The sequence below is a fragment of the Bordetella petrii genome, from assembly GCF_020991325.1.
Lineage (GTDB): Bacteria > Pseudomonadota > Gammaproteobacteria > Burkholderiales > Burkholderiaceae_B > Bordetella_A > Bordetella_A petrii_E.
Window position 1 is genome coordinate 1 of record NZ_JAJMLX010000009.1, and the last position, 20,361, is coordinate 20,361.

General features: G+C 67.2%; 16 protein-coding genes. 4 read left to right on the top strand and 12 right to left on the bottom strand.

Annotated elements, in window-relative coordinates; all coding sequences use genetic code 11:
- The 6 genes from holA to LPZ50_RS02115 all read right to left on the bottom strand — a co-directional run.
- On the bottom strand, nt 1-807 hold an 807-nt coding region (holA, locus tag LPZ50_RS02090), incomplete at its 3' end, for a DNA polymerase III subunit delta (protein ID WP_230657010.1).
- Nucleotides 808-810: 3 nt separating this feature from the next.
- The gene (lptE, locus tag LPZ50_RS02095; RefSeq protein WP_230657012.1) at nt 811-1,467 is read right to left on the bottom strand and encodes an LPS assembly lipoprotein LptE; all 657 of its coding nucleotides are present in this window, start codon (nt 1,465-1,467) and stop codon (nt 811-813) included.
- 10 nt (nt 1,468-1,477) lie between these two features.
- A complete protein-coding gene (gene leuS, locus LPZ50_RS02100) occupies nt 1,478-4,135 on the bottom strand; it encodes a leucine--tRNA ligase (RefSeq protein ID WP_230657013.1) in 2,658 nt (885 codons plus the stop codon).
- Nucleotides 4,136-4,213: 78 nt separating this feature from the next.
- On the bottom strand, nt 4,214-5,437 hold the full coding sequence (locus LPZ50_RS02105) for an MFS transporter (RefSeq protein ID WP_230657015.1): 1,224 nt from the start codon (nt 5,435-5,437) through the stop codon (nt 4,214-4,216).
- A 37-nt stretch (nt 5,438-5,474) separates the two neighbouring features.
- Nucleotides 5,475-5,999 (bottom strand): MarR family winged helix-turn-helix transcriptional regulator, encoded by a 525-nt coding sequence (locus LPZ50_RS02110; protein WP_230657017.1) that lies wholly within the window; start codon nt 5,997-5,999, stop codon nt 5,475-5,477.
- 132 nt (nt 6,000-6,131) lie between these two features.
- Nucleotides 6,132-6,578, bottom strand: a complete 447-nt coding sequence (locus LPZ50_RS02115) for an HU family DNA-binding protein (RefSeq protein WP_230657079.1) — start codon at nt 6,576-6,578, stop codon at nt 6,132-6,134.
- Between the two features lie 330 nt (nt 6,579-6,908).
- Here LPZ50_RS02115 and LPZ50_RS02120 point away from each other — a divergent pair, with 330 nt between their 5' ends.
- From LPZ50_RS02120 to LPZ50_RS02130, 3 genes are read left to right on the top strand one after another with little or no spacing between them, the layout of a single operon-like run.
- Nucleotides 6,909-8,723, top strand: a complete 1,815-nt coding sequence (locus LPZ50_RS02120; protein ID WP_230657019.1) for a chloride channel protein — start codon at nt 6,909-6,911, stop codon at nt 8,721-8,723.
- Between the two features lie 11 nt (nt 8,724-8,734).
- The gene (locus LPZ50_RS02125; protein WP_230657081.1) at nt 8,735-9,886 is read left to right on the top strand and encodes a D-alanyl-D-alanine carboxypeptidase family protein; all 1,152 of its coding nucleotides are present in this window, start codon (nt 8,735-8,737) and stop codon (nt 9,884-9,886) included.
- A 27-nt stretch (nt 9,887-9,913) separates the two neighbouring features.
- Nucleotides 9,914-10,459: a hemerythrin domain-containing protein gene (locus LPZ50_RS02130; protein WP_230657021.1), complete on the top strand. Its 546-nt coding sequence runs from the start codon at nt 9,914-9,916 to the stop codon at nt 10,457-10,459.
- A 10-nt stretch (nt 10,460-10,469) separates the two neighbouring features.
- Here the strand turns inward: LPZ50_RS02130 and LPZ50_RS02135 are convergent, their stop codons facing one another.
- The 3 genes from LPZ50_RS02135 to LPZ50_RS02145 are packed head-to-tail and all read right to left on the bottom strand — an operon-like array spanning nt 10,470 to nt 14,287.
- Complete coding sequence (locus tag LPZ50_RS02135) at nt 10,470-11,717, bottom strand: biliverdin-producing heme oxygenase (protein ID WP_230657022.1); 1,248 nt, start codon at nt 11,715-11,717, stop codon at nt 10,470-10,472.
- Between the two features lie 8 nt (nt 11,718-11,725).
- Nucleotides 11,726-12,088, bottom strand: coding sequence for a response regulator (locus LPZ50_RS02140; protein ID WP_268903139.1), 363 nt, complete (start codon nt 12,086-12,088; stop codon nt 11,726-11,728).
- An 18-nt stretch (nt 12,089-12,106) separates the two neighbouring features.
- The gene (locus tag LPZ50_RS02145) at nt 12,107-14,287 is read right to left on the bottom strand and encodes an ATP-binding protein (protein WP_230657026.1); all 2,181 of its coding nucleotides are present in this window, start codon (nt 14,285-14,287) and stop codon (nt 12,107-12,109) included.
- A 328-nt stretch (nt 14,288-14,615) separates the two neighbouring features.
- Here LPZ50_RS02145 and LPZ50_RS02150 point away from each other — a divergent pair, with 328 nt between their 5' ends.
- A complete protein-coding gene (locus LPZ50_RS02150; RefSeq protein WP_230657028.1) occupies nt 14,616-16,457 on the top strand; it encodes a SulP family inorganic anion transporter in 1,842 nt (613 codons plus the stop codon).
- Here the strand turns inward: LPZ50_RS02150 and LPZ50_RS02155 are convergent.
- From LPZ50_RS02155 to LPZ50_RS02165, 3 genes are read right to left on the bottom strand one after another with little or no spacing between them, the layout of a single operon-like run.
- The gene (locus LPZ50_RS02155) at nt 16,452-17,213 is read right to left on the bottom strand and encodes an ABC transporter ATP-binding protein (RefSeq protein WP_230657030.1); all 762 of its coding nucleotides are present in this window, start codon (nt 17,211-17,213) and stop codon (nt 16,452-16,454) included. The genes LPZ50_RS02150 and LPZ50_RS02155 overlap by 6 nt on opposite strands.
- Nucleotides 17,210-19,087, bottom strand: coding sequence for an ABC transporter permease (locus tag LPZ50_RS02160; RefSeq protein ID WP_230657032.1), 1,878 nt, complete (start codon nt 19,085-19,087; stop codon nt 17,210-17,212). The genes LPZ50_RS02155 and LPZ50_RS02160 overlap by 4 nt, the downstream gene beginning before the upstream one ends.
- On the bottom strand, nt 19,087-20,301 hold the full coding sequence (locus LPZ50_RS02165) for an ABC transporter substrate-binding protein (protein WP_419195554.1): 1,215 nt from the start codon (nt 20,299-20,301) through the stop codon (nt 19,087-19,089). Before LPZ50_RS02165 ends, LPZ50_RS02160 begins: the two co-directional genes overlap by 1 nt.
- Nucleotides 20,302-20,361 lie beyond the last annotated feature (60 nt).

Consider the following 20,361-nt stretch of genomic DNA (forward strand, 5'->3'; position numbering starts at 1 on the left):
GGCCACGCGCGCCAGCAGGCGGATTTCGTCGCCGACGGCCCACAGCACCAGGGGCAGGGCTTCGCCTTCGGCGCGCAAGCCGGAGATCATGCGCACGGTGCGCGGCGCGTCGCCCGCCAGCATGGCATCGCGCAGGCCGAAAACATCGTAGCGGGCCACGTTGAGCACGGCGCGCTCGACATCTTCGGCGGCCAGTTGGCCTTCTGGGTACAGCAGGCCGAGTTTCTGGATTTCCTGGTGGGCCGCCAGCAGATTGCCTTCGACTTTGTCGGCCATCCATTGCAGCGTGGCATTGTCGGCGCGCTGGTTCTGGCGGGCCAGGCGCGCGCCGATCCAGGCCGGCAGGCGGCCGCGTTCGATGGTGGGCAGGTCGACCATGATGCCGCCCTGGGCCAGGGCCTGCGCCCATTTCGAATCGCGCGTGGCCTTGTCCAGGCGCGGCAGTCCGACCAGGATCAGTGTGTCGGGATCGGGCTGCGCGGCCGCCTGGGCGGCCAGCCGCGCCAGGGTGTCGGCCCCCGCCTTGCCGGGTTTGCCGGTGGGCAGCTTGATCTCGAGGACGCGCCTGTCGCCGAACAGCGAGACGCTTTGCGTGGCCGCCACGACCGCGCTCCAGTCGCTGCGGGCATCCATGACCAGGCTGGTGCGGTCGGTGTATCCGGCGGCGCGCGCGGCCGCCCGTATGGCGTCGATGGCTTCGGTCACCAGCAGGGGCTCGTCGCCCGACAACGTATACAGGGGCGCCAGGCGCTGCCCCGCGCGCTGCAGGTGGTCGGCCAGCCGTTCGGCATCGAGCGCCTGTGCCATGGCTTACCAGCGGCCGGTACCGGGGGAACCGGGGGTGCGCCAGGTCTCGGGCCGCCCGTTGGGCTGCGTGGCGTTGGGATCGAACACGGGTGCGTCGGCAGCGGGTTCGCCCTGCGCCGCGGCGGCCGCGGCACGTACGTCGGGGGCCGTCAGGCGCCGCAGCAGCCGGCTGACCAGGGATTGCTGCATGGATTCGTACAGGCTTTCGATCTGGCCTTGCTTGGCCTGCACCACTTGGTCGTCGTACGGCATTTCGCGGTACACGGTCAGGGTGGTGTCGGGCAGGATGGCCACGCCCTTGTTGCTGACCAGGCGGAAAGTGAAGACGATGCCCAGTTCGTATTCTTCGACCCGGCCCTGGGCGTTCAGCGACACCTCGCGCAGCGAGCGGTCGTTGCGCACCATTTGCAGGACGGCCTGGGCGTCTTCGGGCTGGCCGACCAGGCGAGTGTCGGGCGAGGCCGCGCGCAGGGCGCGACGCACGTCGGCGCCGAAGCGGGTGTTGTCGGGAATGCCGACATACAGGGACTCGAACGGCAGGGGCGTGACGCCGCGCAATGCGAAGCCGCACGCCGCCAGCAGCAGCACGGCCGCCAGGCTGGCGCCGCGCAGCAGCCAGCGCGATCGTAGGAATGGCAGGCGATGCGGGGCGAAATGCATGAAGAACCTCTTAGCCTACGACGTTGACCAGCTTGCCCGGCACGACGATCACCCGCTTGGGCGGACGCCCCTCGAGAAAGCGGGCCACTTCGTCCTGGCCGGCGGCCAGTTTTTCGATGTCTTCCTTGGCGGCCTTGGCCGACACGCGGATGGAGCCGCGCAGCTTGCCATTGACCTGCAGCATCAGTTCGATTTCCTCGGCCACCAGGGCGGCTTCGTCCACGTGCGGCCAGGGCGCGTCGAGCAGGTCGCCCATGGAATCGGCATAGCCCAGGTCGCGCCACAGATGCCAGGTGACATGCGGCACCACGGGGTACAGCACGCGCAGCAGGATGCCCACGGTTTCGGCCCGGGCGGCATCGGCATGCGCGCCGTCGGGCAGTTGGGCGTCGTCGATGGCGTTGAGCATTTTCATGGATGCCGACACCACCGTGTTGTACTGGATGCGCTGGTAGTCGTAATCGGCCTGCTTGAGCAGGCCGTAGACTTCGCGGCGCAGGTCTTTGACGGCGGCGGGGGCCTGGGCCCAGTCGGCACCGGCGGCCAGGCCGCGCGCCACCGCCGCGTGCTGCGCGTGGCAGTGCGACCACAGGCGGCGCAGGAAGCGGTTGGCGCCGTCCACGCCGGAATCGGACCATTCGAGCGTCTGTTCCGGCGGGCTGGCGAACATGACGAACAGGCGGGCAGTGTCGGCGCCCAGCGTGTCGATCAGGGCTTGCGGATCGACGCCGTTGTTCTTGGACTTGGACATGGTGCCCACGCCGCCATAGGTGATGCCGGAGCCGTCGGACTTGAGCCTGGCGCCGGTGATGGCGCCCTTGGCGTCGTAGGTGTTCTCGACTTCTTCGGGCCAGAAATACTCGATGCCGCCCTGGGCGTTCTTGCGCGAGTAGATATGGTTCAGCACCATGCCCTGGCATAGCAGCTTGGTGAAGGGCTCGTCGAAGTTCAGCAGTCCGAGGTCGCGCATGACGCGCGTCCAGAAGCGGGCATACAGCAGGTGCAGCACCGCGTGCTCGATGCCGCCGATGTACTGGTCCATGGGCATCCAGTAATCGTTGCGGGCATCGACCATGGCATTGTCGTTGCCCGGCGAGGTGTAGCGCATGAAATACCACGACGAGTCCACGAAGGTGTCCATCGTGTCGGTTTCGCGGCGCGCCGGCTTGCCGCAGCTGGGGCAGGCGCACGACAGGAAGGCCTCGTGCTTGGCCAGCGGGTTGCCGCTGCCATCGGGAATGAGGTCTTCGGGCAGCACCACCGGCAGGTCTTGTTCGGGCACCGGCACGGGGCCGCAATCAGGGCAATGGATGATGGGGATGGGCGTGCCCCAGTAGCGCTGGCGCGAGATGCCCCAGTCGCGCAGGCGCCAGGTGGTCTGTTTTTCGCCCAGGCCTTGAGCGGCCAGATCGGCGGCGATGGCGTCCACGGCTTCGGCATAGGCCAGGCCGTCGTATTTGCCGGAATTCACGGTGCGGCCGCCTTGCTTGTCGCCGTACCATTCTTGCCAGGCGTCGGTGGAATAGGCCTTGTCCTGCACGGCCACCACGGGCTGGATGGCCAACTGGTACTTCTTGGCGAAGGCGAAGTCGCGCTCGTCGTGCGCGGGCACGCCCATGACGGCGCCGTCGCCGTAGCTCATGAGCACGTAGTTGCCCACCCAGACCTCGACCTGGTCGCCCGTGAGCGGGTGCGTGACGGCAAGGCCGGTGCGCATGCCGGCCTTATCGCGCGTGGCGATCTCGGCTTCGGTGGTGCCGCCCAGCTTGCATTGTTCGATGAAGTCGGCCAGTTCGGGGTTGGACGCGGCCGCATGCGTGGCCAGCGGGTGTTCGGGCGCCACGGCGCAGAATGTGACACCCATGATGGTGTCGGCGCGGGTGGTGAAGACGTACAGCTTGCCGTCCTGGATGAGCTGGCCGCCGGCGTCGGAAATGGTGTGCGGGAAGGCAAAGCGCACGCCTTCCGACTTGCCTATCCAGTTTTCCTGCATGACGCGCACGCGTTCGGGCCAGCCGGGCAGGCCGGAGCGCACCTGTTCCAGCAGTTCGTCGGCATAGTCGGTAATGCGCAGGTAGTATCCGGGGATCTCGCGTTTTTCCACCGGGGCGCCGGAGCGCCAGCCGCGGCCGTCGATGACTTGTTCGTTGGCCAGCACGGTGTGGTCGACCGGGTCCCAGTTGACCACCTGGGTTTTGCGGTAGGCGATGCCTTTTTCAAGCATCTTCAGGAACAGCCACTGGTTCCATTTGTAGTACTTGGGATCGCAGGCGCACATTTCGCGCGACCAGTCGATGGCCAGGCCCATCGCCTTCATTTGCTTCTTCATGTAGGCGATGTTGTCGTATGTCCATTTGGCCGGGGGCACCTTGGACTTGATGGCGGCATTTTCGGCCGGCATGCCGAAGGCGTCCCAGCCCATGGGCATGAGCACGTTGTAGCCGCGCATGCGAAGCTGCCGCGCCATCATGTCGTTGATGGTGTAGTTGCGCACGTGGCCCATATGCAGTTTGCCGCTGGGATACGGCAGCATGGAGCACGCGTAGAACTTGGGCCTTTCGGAACCATCGGCGTTCAGGGCGTGTTCGGTGACGCGATAGGCGTCGCGGGCCTGCCAGTCTTGGTGGGCGGCTGCTTCGACGGCGGTGGGGCTGTAGCGTTCCTGCATGGACTCGTGCGCGTTTCTGGTGGTAGGTGGGCCGCCGCCGCAGATGCGCGGCGGTCAAACCCCTAATTATAGGTGTAGCTATGTCCGAACAGGCCCGGGCGGGGTTTCGGGGATGCGCGCCGAGGGCGAACGGGCCGCATAGGCCAGCGCGATCGCGCAGACCAGGGCGCCGCCGGCGGTGACGCCCGGCCACCCTGCATGGGCGTACAGCGCGGATGAGGCCAGCGAGCCGGCCGCTCCGCCCAGGAAATACGACGTCATGTAACCGGCGGTGAGCCGGCTGCGGGCGTCGGGCCTCAGGCGGTACAGGGTGCTCTGGTTGGTGACATGTACCCCCTGGATGGCCATGTCCAGCACCACCACGCCGGCCAGCAGCGCGGCCAGCGAATGCCCGCCCAGCGCCAGCAGCGCCCAGGAACCCAGCAGCAGGGCCAGGCCCGCGTAGGTGGCCTGGTTGCCGCGGCCGCGGTCGCTGATGCGGCCGAACCGGTTGGCGGCAATGGCGCCGGCGGCGCCCGCCAGCCCGAACAGGCCGATCGTGCTGTCGCCATAGGAATAGGGCGGATTGGCCAGCAGGAAGGTCAGCGGTGTCCACAGCATGCTGAACGCCGCGAAGATCAGCGCGCCCAGCAGCGAGCGGGCGCGGAACAGGGGCTCGCTGGCATACAGGTGGAAAATGGACCCCAGCAGGCCGCGATAATCCAGGTCGATGGGGCTTTTGTAGCGCGGCAGCACGCGCCACAGGGCGCCAGCCATGCCCAGCATGAGCAGCGCGGCCACCCAGTACACCGTGCGCCAGCTGCCCAGTTCGGCCAGCACCCCGGCAAAAGTGCGCGCCAGCAGAATGCCGAGAAGCAGGCCGCTCATGACCGTGCCCACGGCCTTGCCGCGCTGCCGGGGCGCGGCCAGCGTGGCCGCGAAGGGCACCAGGACTTGCGCCACCACCGACAGGAAGGCGGTGAGGGCGGTGCCTGCCATCAGCATGGCGATGCTGTTCGAGCAGGCCGAGACCAGCAGGCCTGCCGCCGCCAGCACGGTCATTGCCACGATGAGGCTGCGCCGCTCCAGCATGTCGCCCAGGGGAACCAGCAGGATGAGGCCGGCCGCGTAGGCCAGCTGGGCGGTGGTGACGATGCCGCCGGCGGCGGTCTCGGATAAATGGAAATGCTGGCCGATGGTGTGCAGCAGCGGCTGCATGTAGTAGTTGCTGGCCACGATCAAGCCCGTGGCCGCCGACATCAGCAGGATGATGGGCGTGGTCAGGGGCGGTGCCGGGGTGGGCTGGGGGGATTCGAGAGGCATGGAAAGCGCTGCGGGGATAGAGAGTGTCCGGCGTGGGTCAGGGCCTGGCGCTGGCGCGGATGGCGCCGGGCGTGCGCCGATCGTGCGCGGACAGCAACCGGCGCAGCAGCAGCGCCAGGCGTTTACGGTCGGCGGCAGGCAGGGGGGCAAGCAATTGCTCGAGTTCTTGCAGATAGTCGCCGAGCGCGGCCTTGATGAGCCGCAGGCCCGGCGGCGTGAGCGACACCACGACGCTGCGGCGATCGCCTGGATTGGGTTCGCGGACCAGCAGGCCCGCTGTTTCGAGGCGGTCCAGCCGGTTGGTCATGGCGCCCGACGACAGCAGCAGGGCGCTGACCAGCGCCTGCGGATTCAGCGCATGCGGCGGGCCGGCCCGGTACAGCGTGGCCAGCACGTCGAACTCGCCCTGGTGCAGGTCATGCTTGCGGAAAGTGGCGTCCACCTCGCGCACCGCCAGCGTATGCAGGCGGAACAGGCGGCTGAAGACCGCCATGGGGGCAACGTCCAGGTCCGGGCACTGCTCGTGCCACTGTGAAATGACGAAGTCGACGTGGTCGCGCATATATCTTTATATCAAGTATTTTGACGTAAAGATAATTGCCAAGCCGGGCCGTGTCAAATCAGGGGGGCCGGAAACGGCAAGGCCCGCCTCTTGCGAGACGGGCCTTGCCGATGAAACTGCGGGGACGAGCGCTTATTGGGCGGCGTCTTTCAGCTTCTTGAGCGGGCGAACCTTGACCTTGACCGAAGCGGGCTTGGCCGGGAACCAGCGCTCTACGCCGGTGAAAGGATCTTTGCCGAAGCGCTTGGCCTTGGCGGGAACCTTCTGCACGGTGACTTTGAACAGGCCGGGCAGCGAGAATTCGCCAGCGCCCTTTTTGTCGACCGAACCCAGCACGGCGCCTTCCAGGCTAGCCAGAACGGCCTTCACCGATTTGGCTTCGACACCAGTCTGTTCGACCAGGTGAGCAACCAGTTGCGATTTGTTCAGCGCTTGCTTGATGGCGCGGGGAGCCGGGGCGGCCGCTTTCTTCACGGCAGTCTTGGCAGCGGTTGCCTTTTTGGCCGGAGCCTTCTTGGCGGGGGCCTTGGCGGCCGTTTTAGTGACTTTCTTGGCGGGAGCTTTTGCTTTGGTAGCCATGGTCGAAATCCGTATGTTGAGGACACGAGATAGCGCGGCACCGAAGATCGGCACTTGGCACCTCGCGCCCGATGATAGCGGAACTTCGCATTCCTGCGAGTATTTCTGCGTTTTGATGCCCTAAAACATGTTGTTTTCCGACAATGCGGCGTTATGGCTCGGTGCCGCGTTCGATGCGCGCGGTTCGCATGCGTGGCGAGTTGGATGACGCGCGGACACCCGGACCGGCAGCGAGGCGTCAGGCGTCTGTAATTTATATCGTTGTACGATATATTTCTTGCCAGGACCGCCATGTGGCCGGTCCTGTTTCTTTTTGTCCGTCTTCCTTATATGGCTTCCCCTGCCTCTTTTCCTGCCGCCCGCGCGCCGGGCACTGCCCGCCTGGGCGACTTCACGACCGATCGCCGCGTGCTGCTGCTGATGCTGCTGGCCGCGGTGGTCGGGCTGGCCGGCGTGGCCGCTGCCTGGGTGCTGCTGCGCCTGATCACGCTATGCACCAACCTGGCCTACTACGGACGCTTTTCCCTGGAGGACCTGCCCATTGCCGGCAACACCCTGGGTTGGGCGGCCGTGGCCGTGCCGGTGGTCGGATGCCTGATCATCGGGCTGATGGCCCGCTACGGTTCGGAGAAAATCCGCGGCCATGGCATTCCCGAGGCCATGGAAGCGATCCTGATCGGCAAGAGCCGCATCCAGCCGAAGGTGGCGGTGCTAAAGCCGGTGTCGTCGGCCGTGTCCATCGGCACTGGCGGCCCCTTTGGTGCGGAAGGGCCCATCATCATGACCGGCGGCGCCATCGGATCGTTGCTGGCACAGATGGTGCACGTGAGCTCCGGCGAACGCAAAACCCTGCTGGTGGCCGGCGCCGCGGCCGGCATGACCGCCGTGTTCGGCACCCCGGTGGCCGCCATTCTGCTGGCGGTGGAGTTGCTGCTGTTCGAATGGAAACCGCGCAGCTTCCTGCCGGTGGCCGTGGCGGCCGTGGTGGCGGCCGCCACGCGCCCCCTGTTGCTGGACGCCGCGCCGATCTTCCCATACGCGGGCGTGGGTGAGCCGTCGCTGCCGCATATGGTGGCGTGGGCCGGCGTGGGAGTGCTGGCGGGCCTGGGGTCGGGCGTATTGACCTCGATGGTGTACGCGGCGGAAGACCTGTTCGAGAAACTGCCGATCCACTGGATGTGGTGGCCGGCCATAGGCGGCCTGGTGATCGGGTTGGGCGGGCTGGTGGAGCCCGCCGCGCTGGGCGTGGGGTACGACAACATCGTCGATCTGCTGGCCGGCAGGCTGGCCGTGCAGGCGGTGCTGCTGTTGTTGATCGTGAAAGTGGTGATCTGGTCGGTGGCCCTGGGGTCGGGCACGTCGGGTGGCGTGCTGGCGCCGTTGCTGATTTTCGGCGGAGCGCTGGGTGCCTTGGCCGCGCCGCTGCTGCCGCAGGCCGATCCGGGCTTCTGGGCGCTGCTGGGGATGGCGGCGATGATGGGGGGCACCATGCGCGCGCCCCTGACCGCCACATTGTTCGCGGTGGAGCTGACCGGCAATTTCAGTGTGCTGCTGCCCGTGCTGACAGCTTGCGCATTTGCCTACGGCCTGACCGTGCTGCTGTTGAAGCGGTCTATCCTGACCGAGAAAATCGCGCGCCGCGGGCACCATGTCACCCGCGAATATCACGTCGACCCGTTCGATCTGGTGCGTGTGCAGGCCGTGATGACCACCGATGTCCAGACCCTGCCTGCATCGCTGCGGGTGGCCGACGCGGTTGCGCACTTCACCACCCTGGAACGGCGCCACACGGCTTATCCGGTAGTGGACGAACAGGGCGTGGTAGTGGGGGAAATGACGCGGGCCGATAGCCTGGCGTGGACACTTGAAGACGAGGATAATGCCAGGCCGCTGGGCGAAATGCTGGCTGGACGCGAACTTTTTCTCGCGTATCCGGACGAACTGGCCAGCCAGGTGGCCGACCGCATGGCGCTGACGGGCGTGGGCCGCGTGCCCATCGTCGAGCGATCCACCGGACGCCTGGTGGGGCTGGTGGGCCGCAAAGACCTGCTGCGTGTGCGGGCCGCGCGCTTGCGCGACGAACGCGAGCGCACGGCCTATTTCCGCTGGCGCGCGCCGCGCCGGCGTCCCATCGATATTCCGTAGGAGATCCCTTGATCAAGAAAATCTGCGCCGGCCTGCTGCTTGCCGCCGCCTGCCTGGCGAGCGCGCAAGCGCAAGTCGTGCCGCCGCCCCTGACCGCCAGGGCCTGGCTGTTGCTGGACGCCACCAGCGGCCAGGAAATCGCATCGTCCAATGCAGGCACGCGTGTCGAGCCCGCGTCGCTGACCAAGGTGATGACCGCCTATGTGGTGTTCCAGGCCTTGCGCGACGGGCAACTGTCGGCGCAGCAACAGGTCACGGTGTCGACCCGGGCCTGGAAAGTGGCGGCGGGCAGTTCCAAGATGTTCCTGGAGCCGGGGCAGCGCGTGTCGATCGATGACCTGCTCTTCGGCCTGATGGTGCAATCGGGCAACGATGCCGCCATCGCCTTGGCCGAGGCGGTGTCGGGGTCGGTGGAAGCATTCGTGCAGCGCATGAACGACCAGGCCGGCCAGATGGGGCTGAACAATACGCGGTTTGCCAGCCCGCATGGGCTTTCCGACCCCGGCACGTATTCCACGGCGCGCGATCTTTCCGTGTTGGCGCAACGCCTGGTGCGCGATTTCCCGGCCTTGTACAAGCACTACGATTCGGTGCGCACCTTCACCTACAACAATATCTCGCAGTCGAACCGCAATCGCCTGCTGTGGCTGGACCCCAGCGTGGATGGCCTGAAGACCGGGCACACCGACGCGGCCGGGTATTGCCTGATTGCCTCGGCCGAACGTCCAGACGGGGGCGCGCGCCGGCGGCTGATTTCCGTGGTGCTGGGCACCGCCTCGGACCGCGTGCGTACCGAAGAAAGCCGCGTGCTGCTGAACTGGGGCTTCGCCGGCTTCAAGACCATTAAGCTGTATGCTGGTGGCCAGGCACTGGAAACGCCGCAGGTGTGGAAAGGCCAGCGCGACTCCGTGCCCATAGGCGTGGCGCGCGATGCGTATATCACCGTGCCTGTTGCCGCCCAGGTCAAGCCGGTGGTAACCAGCCAGCAGCCGCTGGTGGCGCCCATTGCCGCCAACGACCAGGTTGGCGCGCTGCAGGTGCTGGTGGATGGCAAGCCGATGATGCAATGGCCCGTGGTGGCGCTGGATGCGGTGCCGCAGGCCGGGCTGGTGGGCCGTACCTGGGATTCGGTGCGGCTTTGGTGGCGGCAGAACATGGGGTGACAGGCCCCCATCTTGGCAGACACGAAGATGGCTGTGAACTTTCCCGGGTTTTCCTCGCCGGCCGCAGGGCCGGACGCGCCGCTGGACTTGTTGTCGGCGTGCCATGAACGCATGGGGCGCCAATGCGCCACGCTGAAACGGCTGGCGGCCCACGTGGCCGCGCATGGCGCCGACGCCGCGGCGCAAACGGCCGCGGCCAGTGTGTTGCGGTATTTCGATACCGCCGCCGTGCATCACCATAGCGACGAAGAGGAAGACCTTTTCCCGGCCCTGATCGAATCCATGGCCGGGTCTGATGCAGTGTGCCTACATGCATTGGTAGACGGACTGACGCGGGAACATCGCCAGCTCGAGGCCGCCTGGCGCCGCCTGCATGGGCCCCTGCAGGCGGTGGAGGACGGCCGCTCCGCCGAGCTGGACGCGGCGCAGGTGGACGCTTTTTGCGCCCTGTACGCCACGCACATCCAGCGTGAAGAAGAAGAGCTGCTGCCCATGGCCGCCAGGCTGCTGAGCGACCAGGCACTGGGCGACATTGGCCAGGCCATGCGGGCCCGCCGGGGCGGAGCCGCCTAGTTTTCAGGCCCTATGCCTGGCGCAGGACATCCCGGCTCTGGAACCAGCGCGTCAGGGTGTCGAACGCATCGCAGGCGCCGGCCAGGGCCTGGGCGCGGGTGTCGGCATCGTGCAGCTCGGCATTCAGATGTGTCAGGAAAACTTGCCACAACGGGCCCAGGCGCGGGCCGTAGCCGTTCAGATAACGCAGCGGCGAACCGGACGCGCCGGGCATGCGCTCGGCCAGTTGGCGGGCCAGTATTCGCCCGCCCAGCTGGGATCCCTCGATGACGTAGGCCACGCCCAAGGCATAGGCATCGGGCGCGCGTGGAACGGGAAGGTCAGTGCAGCGCTCGTCCGGGGGGGGCAGGCCGGCGTGGGCCAGATCGCTGGCGATCCAGCCGGATTTGTCGCGCCTTTCCGCCGCGCACAGCGTGTCCGGCCAGGGCAGTTCCCATAGCAGCGCCTCCAGCGGCTGCAACCAGGCATATAAGGCCTGCAGGTGCGCCAGGTATTCGGACAGCCCGGCGTGGGGTTGGGCCAGGGCCAGGTTCTGGTCCAGCCGGGCGTGGCGTTCCGCCGTGCCGGCGCGCAGCCAGGCGTGGACCGAATCATGGGCGGCATGGCTGGCTGCGCGTACGGGCGTGGGCGGCAGGTGCAATATCCAGGTGCTGCCCTGGCGCCGGCACTGCCAGCCGTAGTGCCGGGCGATGGACTGGCATTCGTCCAGGGAGATACTGGAAGCGCAGGGCGGTCCGGCCGATGCGCCGGCCGGATCTTCCGGCTGGGCCCACAACTGGTCGTCCGTGCCCAGCTCCAGGCGCACCCGGGCGCCTTCGGGCAGGGATTCGATCAGGCACAGCAGCCACGCCAGGACGACATAGCGCGCCGCATGTTCGGACAGCAGGATCTCTGGAATGGATTCGGGCAGCAGGATCTGCTTGCCGCTGCGCAGCAGTTGTGAAAACAGCAGGGTACGGCAGGCCTTGAGCAGGTCGTGCAGCGGCACGCGGTGGCCCGCATCATCGAACCAACTGTCCATCCGCCGCAGTTCGGCGGCACTGTCTTCCAGCATGCCATCCAGGCAGGACAGCAGGTCGTCCTGGCGCCGTTCGCGGTCTGCCGGGGCGGTTGCCGGCGTCTGGCGCAACATGGCAACCGACAGCGATGCGCTGGAAATGGGCGCGAGAGCTTCATGGCGCAGCACCGCGAACACCTGGGCCAGCACTTTGAATTGCACGCCGGAAACCGGGCCGATGGGGGCGGAATGCGGTGCCATGGAAGGTCTCAGTCGTTCAGCAGCAACGCCGTCAATGCGTCGGGGTCGGCCGGTTTTTCGACCCAGCCATCGAAAACGCTGGCGTCGCCGCCATGCTGGCCACGCGGCAGGCCGCTCAGGGCAATGAGGCGCGGCGCCCGTGGATGCTGCGCGCGCAGCCGGGCCGCCAGGTCGTAGCCGTTGGTGTCGGGCAGCAGTATGTCGAGGATGATGGCGTCGGGTTCGAAGGCCGCGCTGCGTTCGAGCGCATCGGCGCCGGTGCCGGCGATCTGCACCTCGATGTCGGAAAGCGCCAGGAATTCTGCCAGCAGCTCTGCTGCCATTTCGTTATCGTCGACGAGCAGAACGCGTCGGGCTCGCGTGGGTATCAAGCGGTGTACTCCTGTGGATTAGCCGGCCGTGCCGGTGGGAATAGTGAAGGTGAACGCCACCAGGCCGTCGGCGCAGTGTACGCAGAGCGTGCCGCCGTGCTCGGCCACGATCTGGTCGGCAATGTACAGTCCCAGCCCCAGGCCGCTGCGGTTGCGGGCCTGGCCCACCGATTCCGGCTTGAACGGCATGAACAGGTGAGGCATGACTTCTTCGGGGATGGGCTGGCCATGGTTGACGACCCTGACGGTCACCCGGCCGCCGGTGCGGCGCGCCTCGACGCTGATGGGGTAGCGCGGCGTGCCGTGATGCCGCGCATTGCTGAGCAGGTTGGTCAGGACCTGTGCGATGCGATCGATATCAGCCTGCACGCGCAGATCGGGGTCGAATGCCGCATCGATCTGCAGGCCCGGATACGCCTGGCGTTTTTCGTCGATCAGGTCGCGGGCCAAGGCGGCGAGGTCGATTTCCTTGAGGGTGACACCCAGGCCCAGCCCGCTCTGCAGGCGCGACAGGTCGAGCACTTGCGAAATCAGCCGTTGCATGCGGCCGCTGGACGAGCGGATGCGTTCGCCCATCTTGGCGCCGCTATCGGTGCGCGACAGCAGGGTGGCCGCCATGGAAATGGATTGCAGCGGGTCGCGCAGGTCGTGTCCCAGCATGGCCAGCAGCGCGGTGCGGGCCCGGTCGATATCGACCGCGCGCGTGGTGGCGATGTGGGAAAGCTCGTCGCGCAGGTTGTCCGCCGCTTCGATTTCGGCGGCAAGCCACGGTGTGCTGGTGTCGCGCACGACTTCGCGCCAGGCGTCGAACGAGCCGCGCGGCGTCAGGCGGACACCCATCGCGCCGACGGTGTACTGTTTTTCGGGCTTGCCGCCCCAGACCACGGTTTCCATCTGTTCTTTGCGCAGCCAGACCAGCCAGCCGTTATTCAGCGGATCGAACTTGCAGGCCAGCAGCCCCGCATAAGGGACCAGATCGGTATGCAGGTTGGGGAAGTCTTGCAGGATGGATTGCGTGTGCACCAGCCGCTGGCCTGTCTGGTCGAGCGTTGCCAGAATGCCGGTAAGCGTGCCGCGCGGGGCGATGCCGCTGAATACCGTAACGCTGTTGCTCCAGAGACATAGGGCCGCGTCGGCGGGCAGCAGTTCGGCCGGTGTTTCGGGCCCGGCCGCCAGGGCGGAATGCATGTTTTCCTGGGAAGTGGCGCGGCTGCCCAGGCGGCTGACCAGCGCCGCGTTGCGCGAGGCCGTGGTGGCTCGGTGGGCGCCTTCGCAACTGGCGATGGAGGCCGACAGTACCTGGGTGAGTATTTCGCAGGCCATGCGCACGCTATAGGGCACATGGCGGGGGGCCAGGTGATGGCAGGCGATCATGCCCCATAGCCGGCCGTCGATGACCAGGGACAGGCTCATTGAGGCCCGCACCCCCATATTGGCCATGTATTCCAGGTGCACGGGCGAGACGCTGCGCAGCACACTGTGGCTGAGGTCCAGAGGTTCGCCCGCCGGCTGGCTGGCCAGCAAAGGCACCGGAGTGTAGGTGGCGTCGGCGATCAGGCGCAGGGTGTTGATGATGTACAGGCGCCGCGCCTGGACGGGAATGTCGGCGGCGGGGTAGCGGCGGCCCTCCCAATTTTCCAGGTCGGCGCGGCGCGCCTCGCAGACGATTTCGCCGCTGTCGTCCGGGTGGAATCGATAGGCCATGACGCGGTCGAATCCGGTGGCCTGGCGCACTTCGCGCACCGCCATGGCCAGCAGTCCCTCGACCGTGCGCTGGCGCCGCAGCGGTTCGGCGCTGCGGTAAACGCGGTTCAGGGCGGAGTTCAGCGCGGCCGGGTCGTCCTGGCAGCGCTCGAGTTCAACGATACGGTAGCCGTGGTCATTGCGGTGTGTGATGACGTCGTAGCGCATCCCATGCAGCGTGGCCACGAAGGACTCGGGCGCGGGGTCGGGGTCGGCGGGGTGGAAGGCGAGCCCGTCGGCCAGGTTCGGCGGCAGGTCGGCGGGCGTGCAGGAGCCGTCCAGCGGCAATGCCATTCCCAGTGCTACCGCGGCATTGGCGCTGGCATAGCGCAGGCCAAGCCCGGCGTCGAACGCCAGCAGGGCGCCGTGCGGCTGGATGGCGCCCGGGATGTGGATGGGTTCGCTATCGCAGTTCGCAAGCGTGACTGCTGGCGCGGCAGGCGGCGAAGTATTCATGAATGGCCGTTGGCGCGCGCAAGGAGTAGTCGGCCGACGAGTACGCGCGATTTACTAACATTATGTCAAACTTCTACAGCAAAGACGCGCCGGGCAGGGGCGTCTTGCCATGCAATTGGCGATTTATCTTTTTTGCCCGGATGCAAAGCCGGTTATTGCCCGGCTGGAATTCGCGGTTTCGCATGGCAAGCGTGCGGGCGGAACCATTTGCGCTTGGCCTGGGCAGCGATTACCCTAGAGCGCGCCGCCGGAGCGCCGCTGTTGCGCCGATGGTGCGGGCCCGCACGGCAGCCCGGCATACTAATGACAACCAGGGACGACGCAGCAAGTGGGCAAGGCCGCCAGCAGATTATTCGGATCGTGGGTTCACGAGATCGGGCCGCAGACTTTGCGCGCGGATGCCTTGGCGGGCCTGTTGGGAGCCCTGCTGGTATTGCCGCAGGGCGTGGCATTTGCCACGCTGGCCGGTTTGCCCCCCGAATACGGCCTGTATTCGGCCATTGTCCCCTGTGTGGTGGCGGCCCTGTTCGGGTCTAGCCGCCACGTCATGTCGGGCCCGACTAACGCCAATTCGCTGGCCTTGTACGCGGTGCTGGTGCCACTGGCCGCGGCGGGCAGCCCGGCCTATGTACAAATGGCCTTGGCCGTCACGATCCTGGTGGGCATTCTGCAATGGCTGGTGGGCATGCTGCGCCTGGGCTCGCTGGCGAATTTCATATCCCCATCGGCCCTGTTCGGCTTCACCAGCGGCGCGGCGCTGTTGATTGCCGTGCATGCGCTGAAGGATGCGCTGGGCCTGGAAATCCATGCGCATGCTGCCGGCGCCGTGCTGGCGGACGTGGCGCAAGGCCTGGGCGACACGCATTGGGGGGCGTTGCTGGTGGCGGCGGCGACCATCGCGGCCTCGCTGCTGATGCGCCGCTGGGACCGCCGCAAGCCGCATATGCTGGTGGGCCTGGCGGCCGGCACGGCGCTGGCCGCGGGTTTGAATGCCTGGGTGTTCGAACCCGCGGGGCAGCCGATTTCCGTGCTGGGCGCCCTGGCGCAGCCCTGGCCTCCTTTCCACGTGCCCGATATCGATTGGGGCAAATTGCCCGACTTGCTGGCGCTGGCCTTCGCGCTGTCCATCGTGGCCTTGGCGCAGTCCATTTCTATTGCCAAGGCCGTGGCGGCGCGTTCGGGGCAGGCTATCGACGCCAACCGCGAGTTCATCGGGCAGGGCCTGTCGAATATCGTGGGCGGGTTCTTTTCCTCGTATTTGTCCTGTGGGTCGCTGAACCGGTCGATTCCCAACTACGAGGCGGGGGCGCGCACCCCCCTGGCGGCCGTGTTTGCCGCGGCGCTGCTGATCGCGCTGGTAATGATCAGCGCGCCGCTGCTGGCCATGATTCCGCACGCCGCGATCGCGGGCCTGCTGATGCTGGTGGCCTGGAACCTGCTGGAACTGCCGCGCTGGCGCTTCGTGGCGCGCGTGCAGCGCAACGAGGCCATCATTGCTTTCGCCACCCTGGTGGCCACCGTGACCATCCGCATGGAAATCGCCATTCTGCTGGGCACATTGCTGTCGCTGATGGTGTACCTGCACCGCACCTCGCATCCGGCCATGCGCACCATGGGGTTCGACGCCACGGATCCGGATCGCCATTTCGCAGTGCTGGAGGGCCGCCCGGATGAGCTGCCGGAGTGTCCGCAACTGAAACTGATGCGCATGGAAGGCTCGGTATATTTCGGCGCGGTGGCGCATGTGGCCGACCGGCTGCAGGCCTTGCGCGCCCAGCCGGACGCGCCCCGGCACCTGCTGGTCATGGCCAAGAGCATGAACTTCATCGACCATGCGGGTGCCATGGTATGGGAAGACGAACTGCTCAAACGCCGCGAGGCCGGCGGCGATCTGTATTTCCACCGGCCCCGTCCCGAGGTGATGCGCACCTGGCGCCGCCTGGGGTTCGTCGACCGGCTGGGCGAAGACCATATTTTTCCGGACAAGCGCACGGCCATTGCCGACATTTATGCGCGGCTGGATCCGGAGATCTGCGCGGGCTGCACCGCCCGCATTTTCCGCGAGTGCGGGCCGTTGGGAACGGCGGGGCAACCGGGGCAAGGGCACAGCGCCACGGAAGGCGAGTGCGTCCCGCCGGCCAGGGCGGACGATCGGGCCGCCCCGCTATAACCCGGGCGGCGCTTCGGTGCCCAGGTAGGCGGCCTTGACCGCGCTGTCCCCGGCAATGGCGGCGGGCGGCCCTTCCGCCAATACCTGGCCGCGCACCAGCACCACGATGCGGTCGGCGTGCTGGAATACGACGTCCAGGCTGTGTTCGGTGAACAGCACCGCCATGCCGCGCGTGTCGGCCAGGCCGCGCACCAGGCGCATCAGGGCATGGCGTTCGCTGGCGGCCATGCCGGCGGTGGGCTCGTCCATCAGCAGCAGGCGCGGCGCATGGGCCAGGGCCATGGCCAGTTCCACGCGCTTGATGTCGCCATAAGCCAGTTCGCCGCAGGTGCGGCCAGCCTGGTCGGCCATGTCCACCTGGCGCAGCAGGGCCAGGGCTTCGTCGGCGCCGTAACGGTCGGCGCGGCGCCAGCTGTTGAACAACCTCCGGTCGCGCGCGAGCAAGGCGACCTGCACATTTTCCTGCGCGCTCATCGAACGGAAGGTGGCGGCGGTCTGGAAACTGCGGCCCACGCCATGGCGCCAGATTTTTTCGGGAGGCAGGCCGACCAGTTCACGGCCGTCGAAGCGGACGGAGCCGGCGTCCGGGCGCATCTGGCCGCTGAGCGCGTTGAAGCACGTGGACTTGCCCGCCCCGTTGGGGCCGATCAGCGCCAGCATATGGCCCGCCTGCAGCGTGAACGACACATCGTCCAAGGCATGGATGCCGCCAAATGATTTGCGCAGGCCCTGCACCTGCAGCAGCGGTGCGGTCATCGGGTTGTCCCCCTGCGCCATGCCAGGCCGGCCAGCCCGTCGGGCCGGGCCATGATCAGCGCCAGCATGGCCAGGCCCAGCGCCGCATGCCAATATTCGGTGAGGCGGGCGGCTGTATCCTGCAGCCAGGTGTACGCGGCCGCGCCGGCAAGCGGGCCCACCAGGGCCTGCACGCCGCCCAACAGCACCATCACCAGCCCATCCACCGAACGCCCCACCCCCAGGACATCGGGCGCGATGCTGCCCTTGGAGTAGGCATACAGCGAACCCGCCAACCCGGCCACCAGGGCGGCTGCGGTAAAGCCGGCCCACTGCACGCGCTGTACGTTCATGCCGATGGCCTGGGCGCGCAGGGTGGAATCGCGCGCGCCGCGCAAGGCGTATCCCAGTGGCGAGAACACCAGGCGCCGCAACCAGACGACCCCCGCCACGCACAATGCCAGGCTGGCGTAATAGTAGGCCGGCGCACTCGACAGCCAATCCGAGGGCCACAGGCCGATCAGCCCGTTGCTGCCGCCGGTGACGTCATCCCATTGGTAGACCAGGGCCCAGAGAATCTGGGCGCAGGCCAGGGTCAGCATGGCCAGGTACACGCCGGACAATCGCACGCAGAACCAGCCGAACAGCAGGGCGCCGAAGCCCGCCACCAGGGGGCCCGCCAGCAGCGCCGCTTCCATGGGCAGCGAAGCCAGCTTCAGCAGCAGGGCGGATCCGTACGCACCCAGGCCGAACCAGGCGGCATGGCCGAACGACGTCATGCCGGCCGGGCCGATCAGGAAATGCAGGCTGGCCGCGAACAGCGCGGCGATCAGGATTTCGGTAAACAGTACCGTCAGGTAAGGCCAGGCGGCATCGGCCAGGGGCAGCGCCAGCAGTGCCAGGAGCAACAGGGCATAGGCGATGCGCACCCGGCGCGAGGCCGGCGCCAGCGGCCGTGCCGTCGCAACGGCGGCGCCGGAGGGCTCGGGGGGCTTGCCCAGCAGGCCCCAGGGGCGCAATACCAGCACCAGGGCCATGATGGCGAATTCCGCGACCAGCGTCAGCTTGGACAGGTTGAATGCCCAGGGGCCGATCTGCGTTTGCCCGGCGTAGACAAACACGGCCTTGGCCAGGCAGATCAGCAAGGCCGCGAGGAACGCACCCGGGATGGATCCCAGGCCGCCCACGACGACGACGACAAACGCGCTGGCGATGATTTCCAGGTCCAGGCCCAGTGTGGCGGGTATGCGCGGCGCCGCCATGGCCCCGCCCAGCCCGGCCAGGAAGGCGCCCAGCGCGAAAGCCGAGGTGAACAGCCAGGCTTGGTTGACGCCCAGCGCAGCCAGCATGGTGCGGTTTTCGGCGGCGGCACGCAGCAGCCGGCCCCAGCGGGTGCGCATCAGCAACAGCCACAGCAGCCCCAGCACGATGGGGCCCAGCGCGATCAGCAGCAGGTCGTATTCGGGAAAGCGTCGTCCCAGGATCTGGACGGCGCCGTCCAGCCCCGGCGCGCGTGCGGCGAATAAGTCAGTGGGGCCCCAGAAGGCCAGGGCGGCATCGCCGATGATCAGCACCAGCGCGAAGGTGGCCAGCAACTGGAACAGTTCGGGAGCGCGGTAAATGCGCCGCAGCACCAGCATTTCGATGGCGGCGCCCAGCACGCCCACGGCCGCCGCCGCCAGCGGCAGCGCCAGCCAGTAGCCCAGCGCGGAGCCGCCCAGCCATTGCGTGAACGTCCATGCCAGGTAAACCCCCAGCATGTAGAAAGACCCGTGCGCGAAATTGACGATGCGGGTAACGCCGAAGATCAGCGACAGCCCGGCGGCCACCAGGAACAGCGCGCTGGCTTCGGCCAGCCCATTGAGCAGCTGCAGCAGCAGCCCGGTCAGGTTCATCAGGGCGCGGGACGCAGTTGGCGCACGTATTGGTCGGGCGGCTGCAGGCGGCTGCCGTCCAGATAGGTGAAGTCTTTCATGATGCCCTGGCCGTCCTGCACGGCCGTTACGCCCACGTACACGCCCATGGTGGACTGGTGGTCGAGCGCGCGATAAGTGATGGGGCCGAAGGGGGTGTCCACCGGCAGCCCTGCGAAGGCGTCGACCAGTTTTTCGGTGTCGGTGCCGCCTGCCTTCTTGATGCCCGCCGCCAGCGACATCAGCGAGGCGTAGCCCACCACCGAGCCGACTTTCGGCGTTTCGTTGTAGCGCTGGCGATAGGCGTCGGCAAAGGCTTGGTGGGCCGGAGTATCGATGGCATACCAGGGGTAGCCGGTCACGATCCATCCGGTGGGACTGTCGGCGCCCAGGGGTTCCAGGTATTCGGGCTCGCCGGTCAGGACGGACACCACCGAACGGTTCTCGAACAGCCCGCGGGTGTTGCCTTCGCGCACGAAGCGGGTCAGGTCGGCGGCGAACAGCACGTTGAAGATGGCGTCGGGTTTGGCGTCGGCCAGGGCCTGGACCACCGCGCCGGCGTCGACCTTGCCCAGCGGCACTGCCTGTTCGGCCACGAATTCGATGTCGGGCTGGAACGAGGTCATCATGGCCTTGAAGGTGGCCACGGCGGACTGGCCGTATTCATAGTTGGGGTATACCAATGCCCAGCGTTTCTTGCGCAGCGCCAGGGCCTTGGGAGCCAGCGCGGCCACGTGCATCCAGGTGGACGGGCGCAGGCGGTAGGTATAGCGGTTGCCGTCCTGCCAGGTGATCTTGTCGGTCAGCGGCTCGGCGGCCAGGAAGAAAACCTTGCGCTGTTTGGCGAAGTCCGCCAGGGCCAGGCCGGTGTGGGAAAGAAAGCCGCCGAACAGCAGGTCGACTTTTTCGCGCGTCAGCAGTTCCTGGGCGGCGCGCACCGAGTCGCCCGGGTTGCCGTTGTCGTCGCGCCAGATGACCTGCAGCGGCCGGCCCAGCACGCCCCCCTGGGCGTTGACTTGTTCCAGCGCCAGTTGCCAGCCTTTTTTGTACGGGTCCAGGAAGGCGGGGATGGCCTTGTAGCTGTTGATTTCGCCTATCCGGATGGGGGGCGCGTCCTGCCTGGCGTGAGCCTGGGGCAGAATGGCCAGCATGGCGGCGAACGCGGCGATGCGCAACAGGGAAGGGGTTTGGAACATGGCGGTCGGGCAGGGCGCTTGAATGGGCCGCAAAGGGGCGGCAGGAAGTCGGGCGGTTTG

Excerpts from the sequence above, each read along its gene's own strand:
- LPZ50_RS02115 (WP_230657079.1), bottom strand. The coding sequence starts at position 6,578 with ATGGCTACCAAAGCAAAAGCTCCCGCCAAGAAAGTCACTAAAACGGCC.
- LPZ50_RS02155 (WP_230657030.1), bottom strand. The coding sequence starts at position 17,213 with ATGACCGCACCGCTGCTGCAGGTGCAGGGCCTGCGCAAATCATTTGGC.
- lptE (WP_230657012.1), bottom strand. The coding sequence starts at position 1,467 with ATGCATTTCGCCCCGCATCGCCTGCCATTCCTACGATCGCGCTGGCTG.
- LPZ50_RS02105 (WP_230657015.1), bottom strand. The coding sequence starts at position 5,437 with ATGCCTCTCGAATCCCCCCAGCCCACCCCGGCACCGCCCCTGACCACG.
- LPZ50_RS02120 (WP_230657019.1), top strand. The coding sequence starts at position 6,909 with ATGGCTTCCCCTGCCTCTTTTCCTGCCGCCCGCGCGCCGGGCACTGCC.
- LPZ50_RS02110 (WP_230657017.1), bottom strand. The coding sequence starts at position 5,999 with ATGCGCGACCACGTCGACTTCGTCATTTCACAGTGGCACGAGCAGTGC.
- leuS (WP_230657013.1), bottom strand. The coding sequence starts at position 4,135 with ATGCAGGAACGCTACAGCCCCACCGCCGTCGAAGCAGCCGCCCACCAA.
- LPZ50_RS02130 (WP_230657021.1), top strand. The coding sequence starts at position 9,914 with ATGGCTGTGAACTTTCCCGGGTTTTCCTCGCCGGCCGCAGGGCCGGAC.
- LPZ50_RS02135 (WP_230657022.1), bottom strand. The coding sequence starts at position 11,717 with ATGGCACCGCATTCCGCCCCCATCGGCCCGGTTTCCGGCGTGCAATTC.
- LPZ50_RS02145 (WP_230657026.1), bottom strand. The coding sequence starts at position 14,287 with ATGAATACTTCGCCGCCTGCCGCGCCAGCAGTCACGCTTGCGAACTGC.
- LPZ50_RS02160 (WP_230657032.1), bottom strand. The coding sequence starts at position 19,087 with ATGAACCTGACCGGGCTGCTGCTGCAGCTGCTCAATGGGCTGGCCGAA.
- LPZ50_RS02165 (WP_419195554.1), bottom strand. The coding sequence starts at position 20,301 with ATGTTCCAAACCCCTTCCCTGTTGCGCATCGCCGCGTTCGCCGCCATG.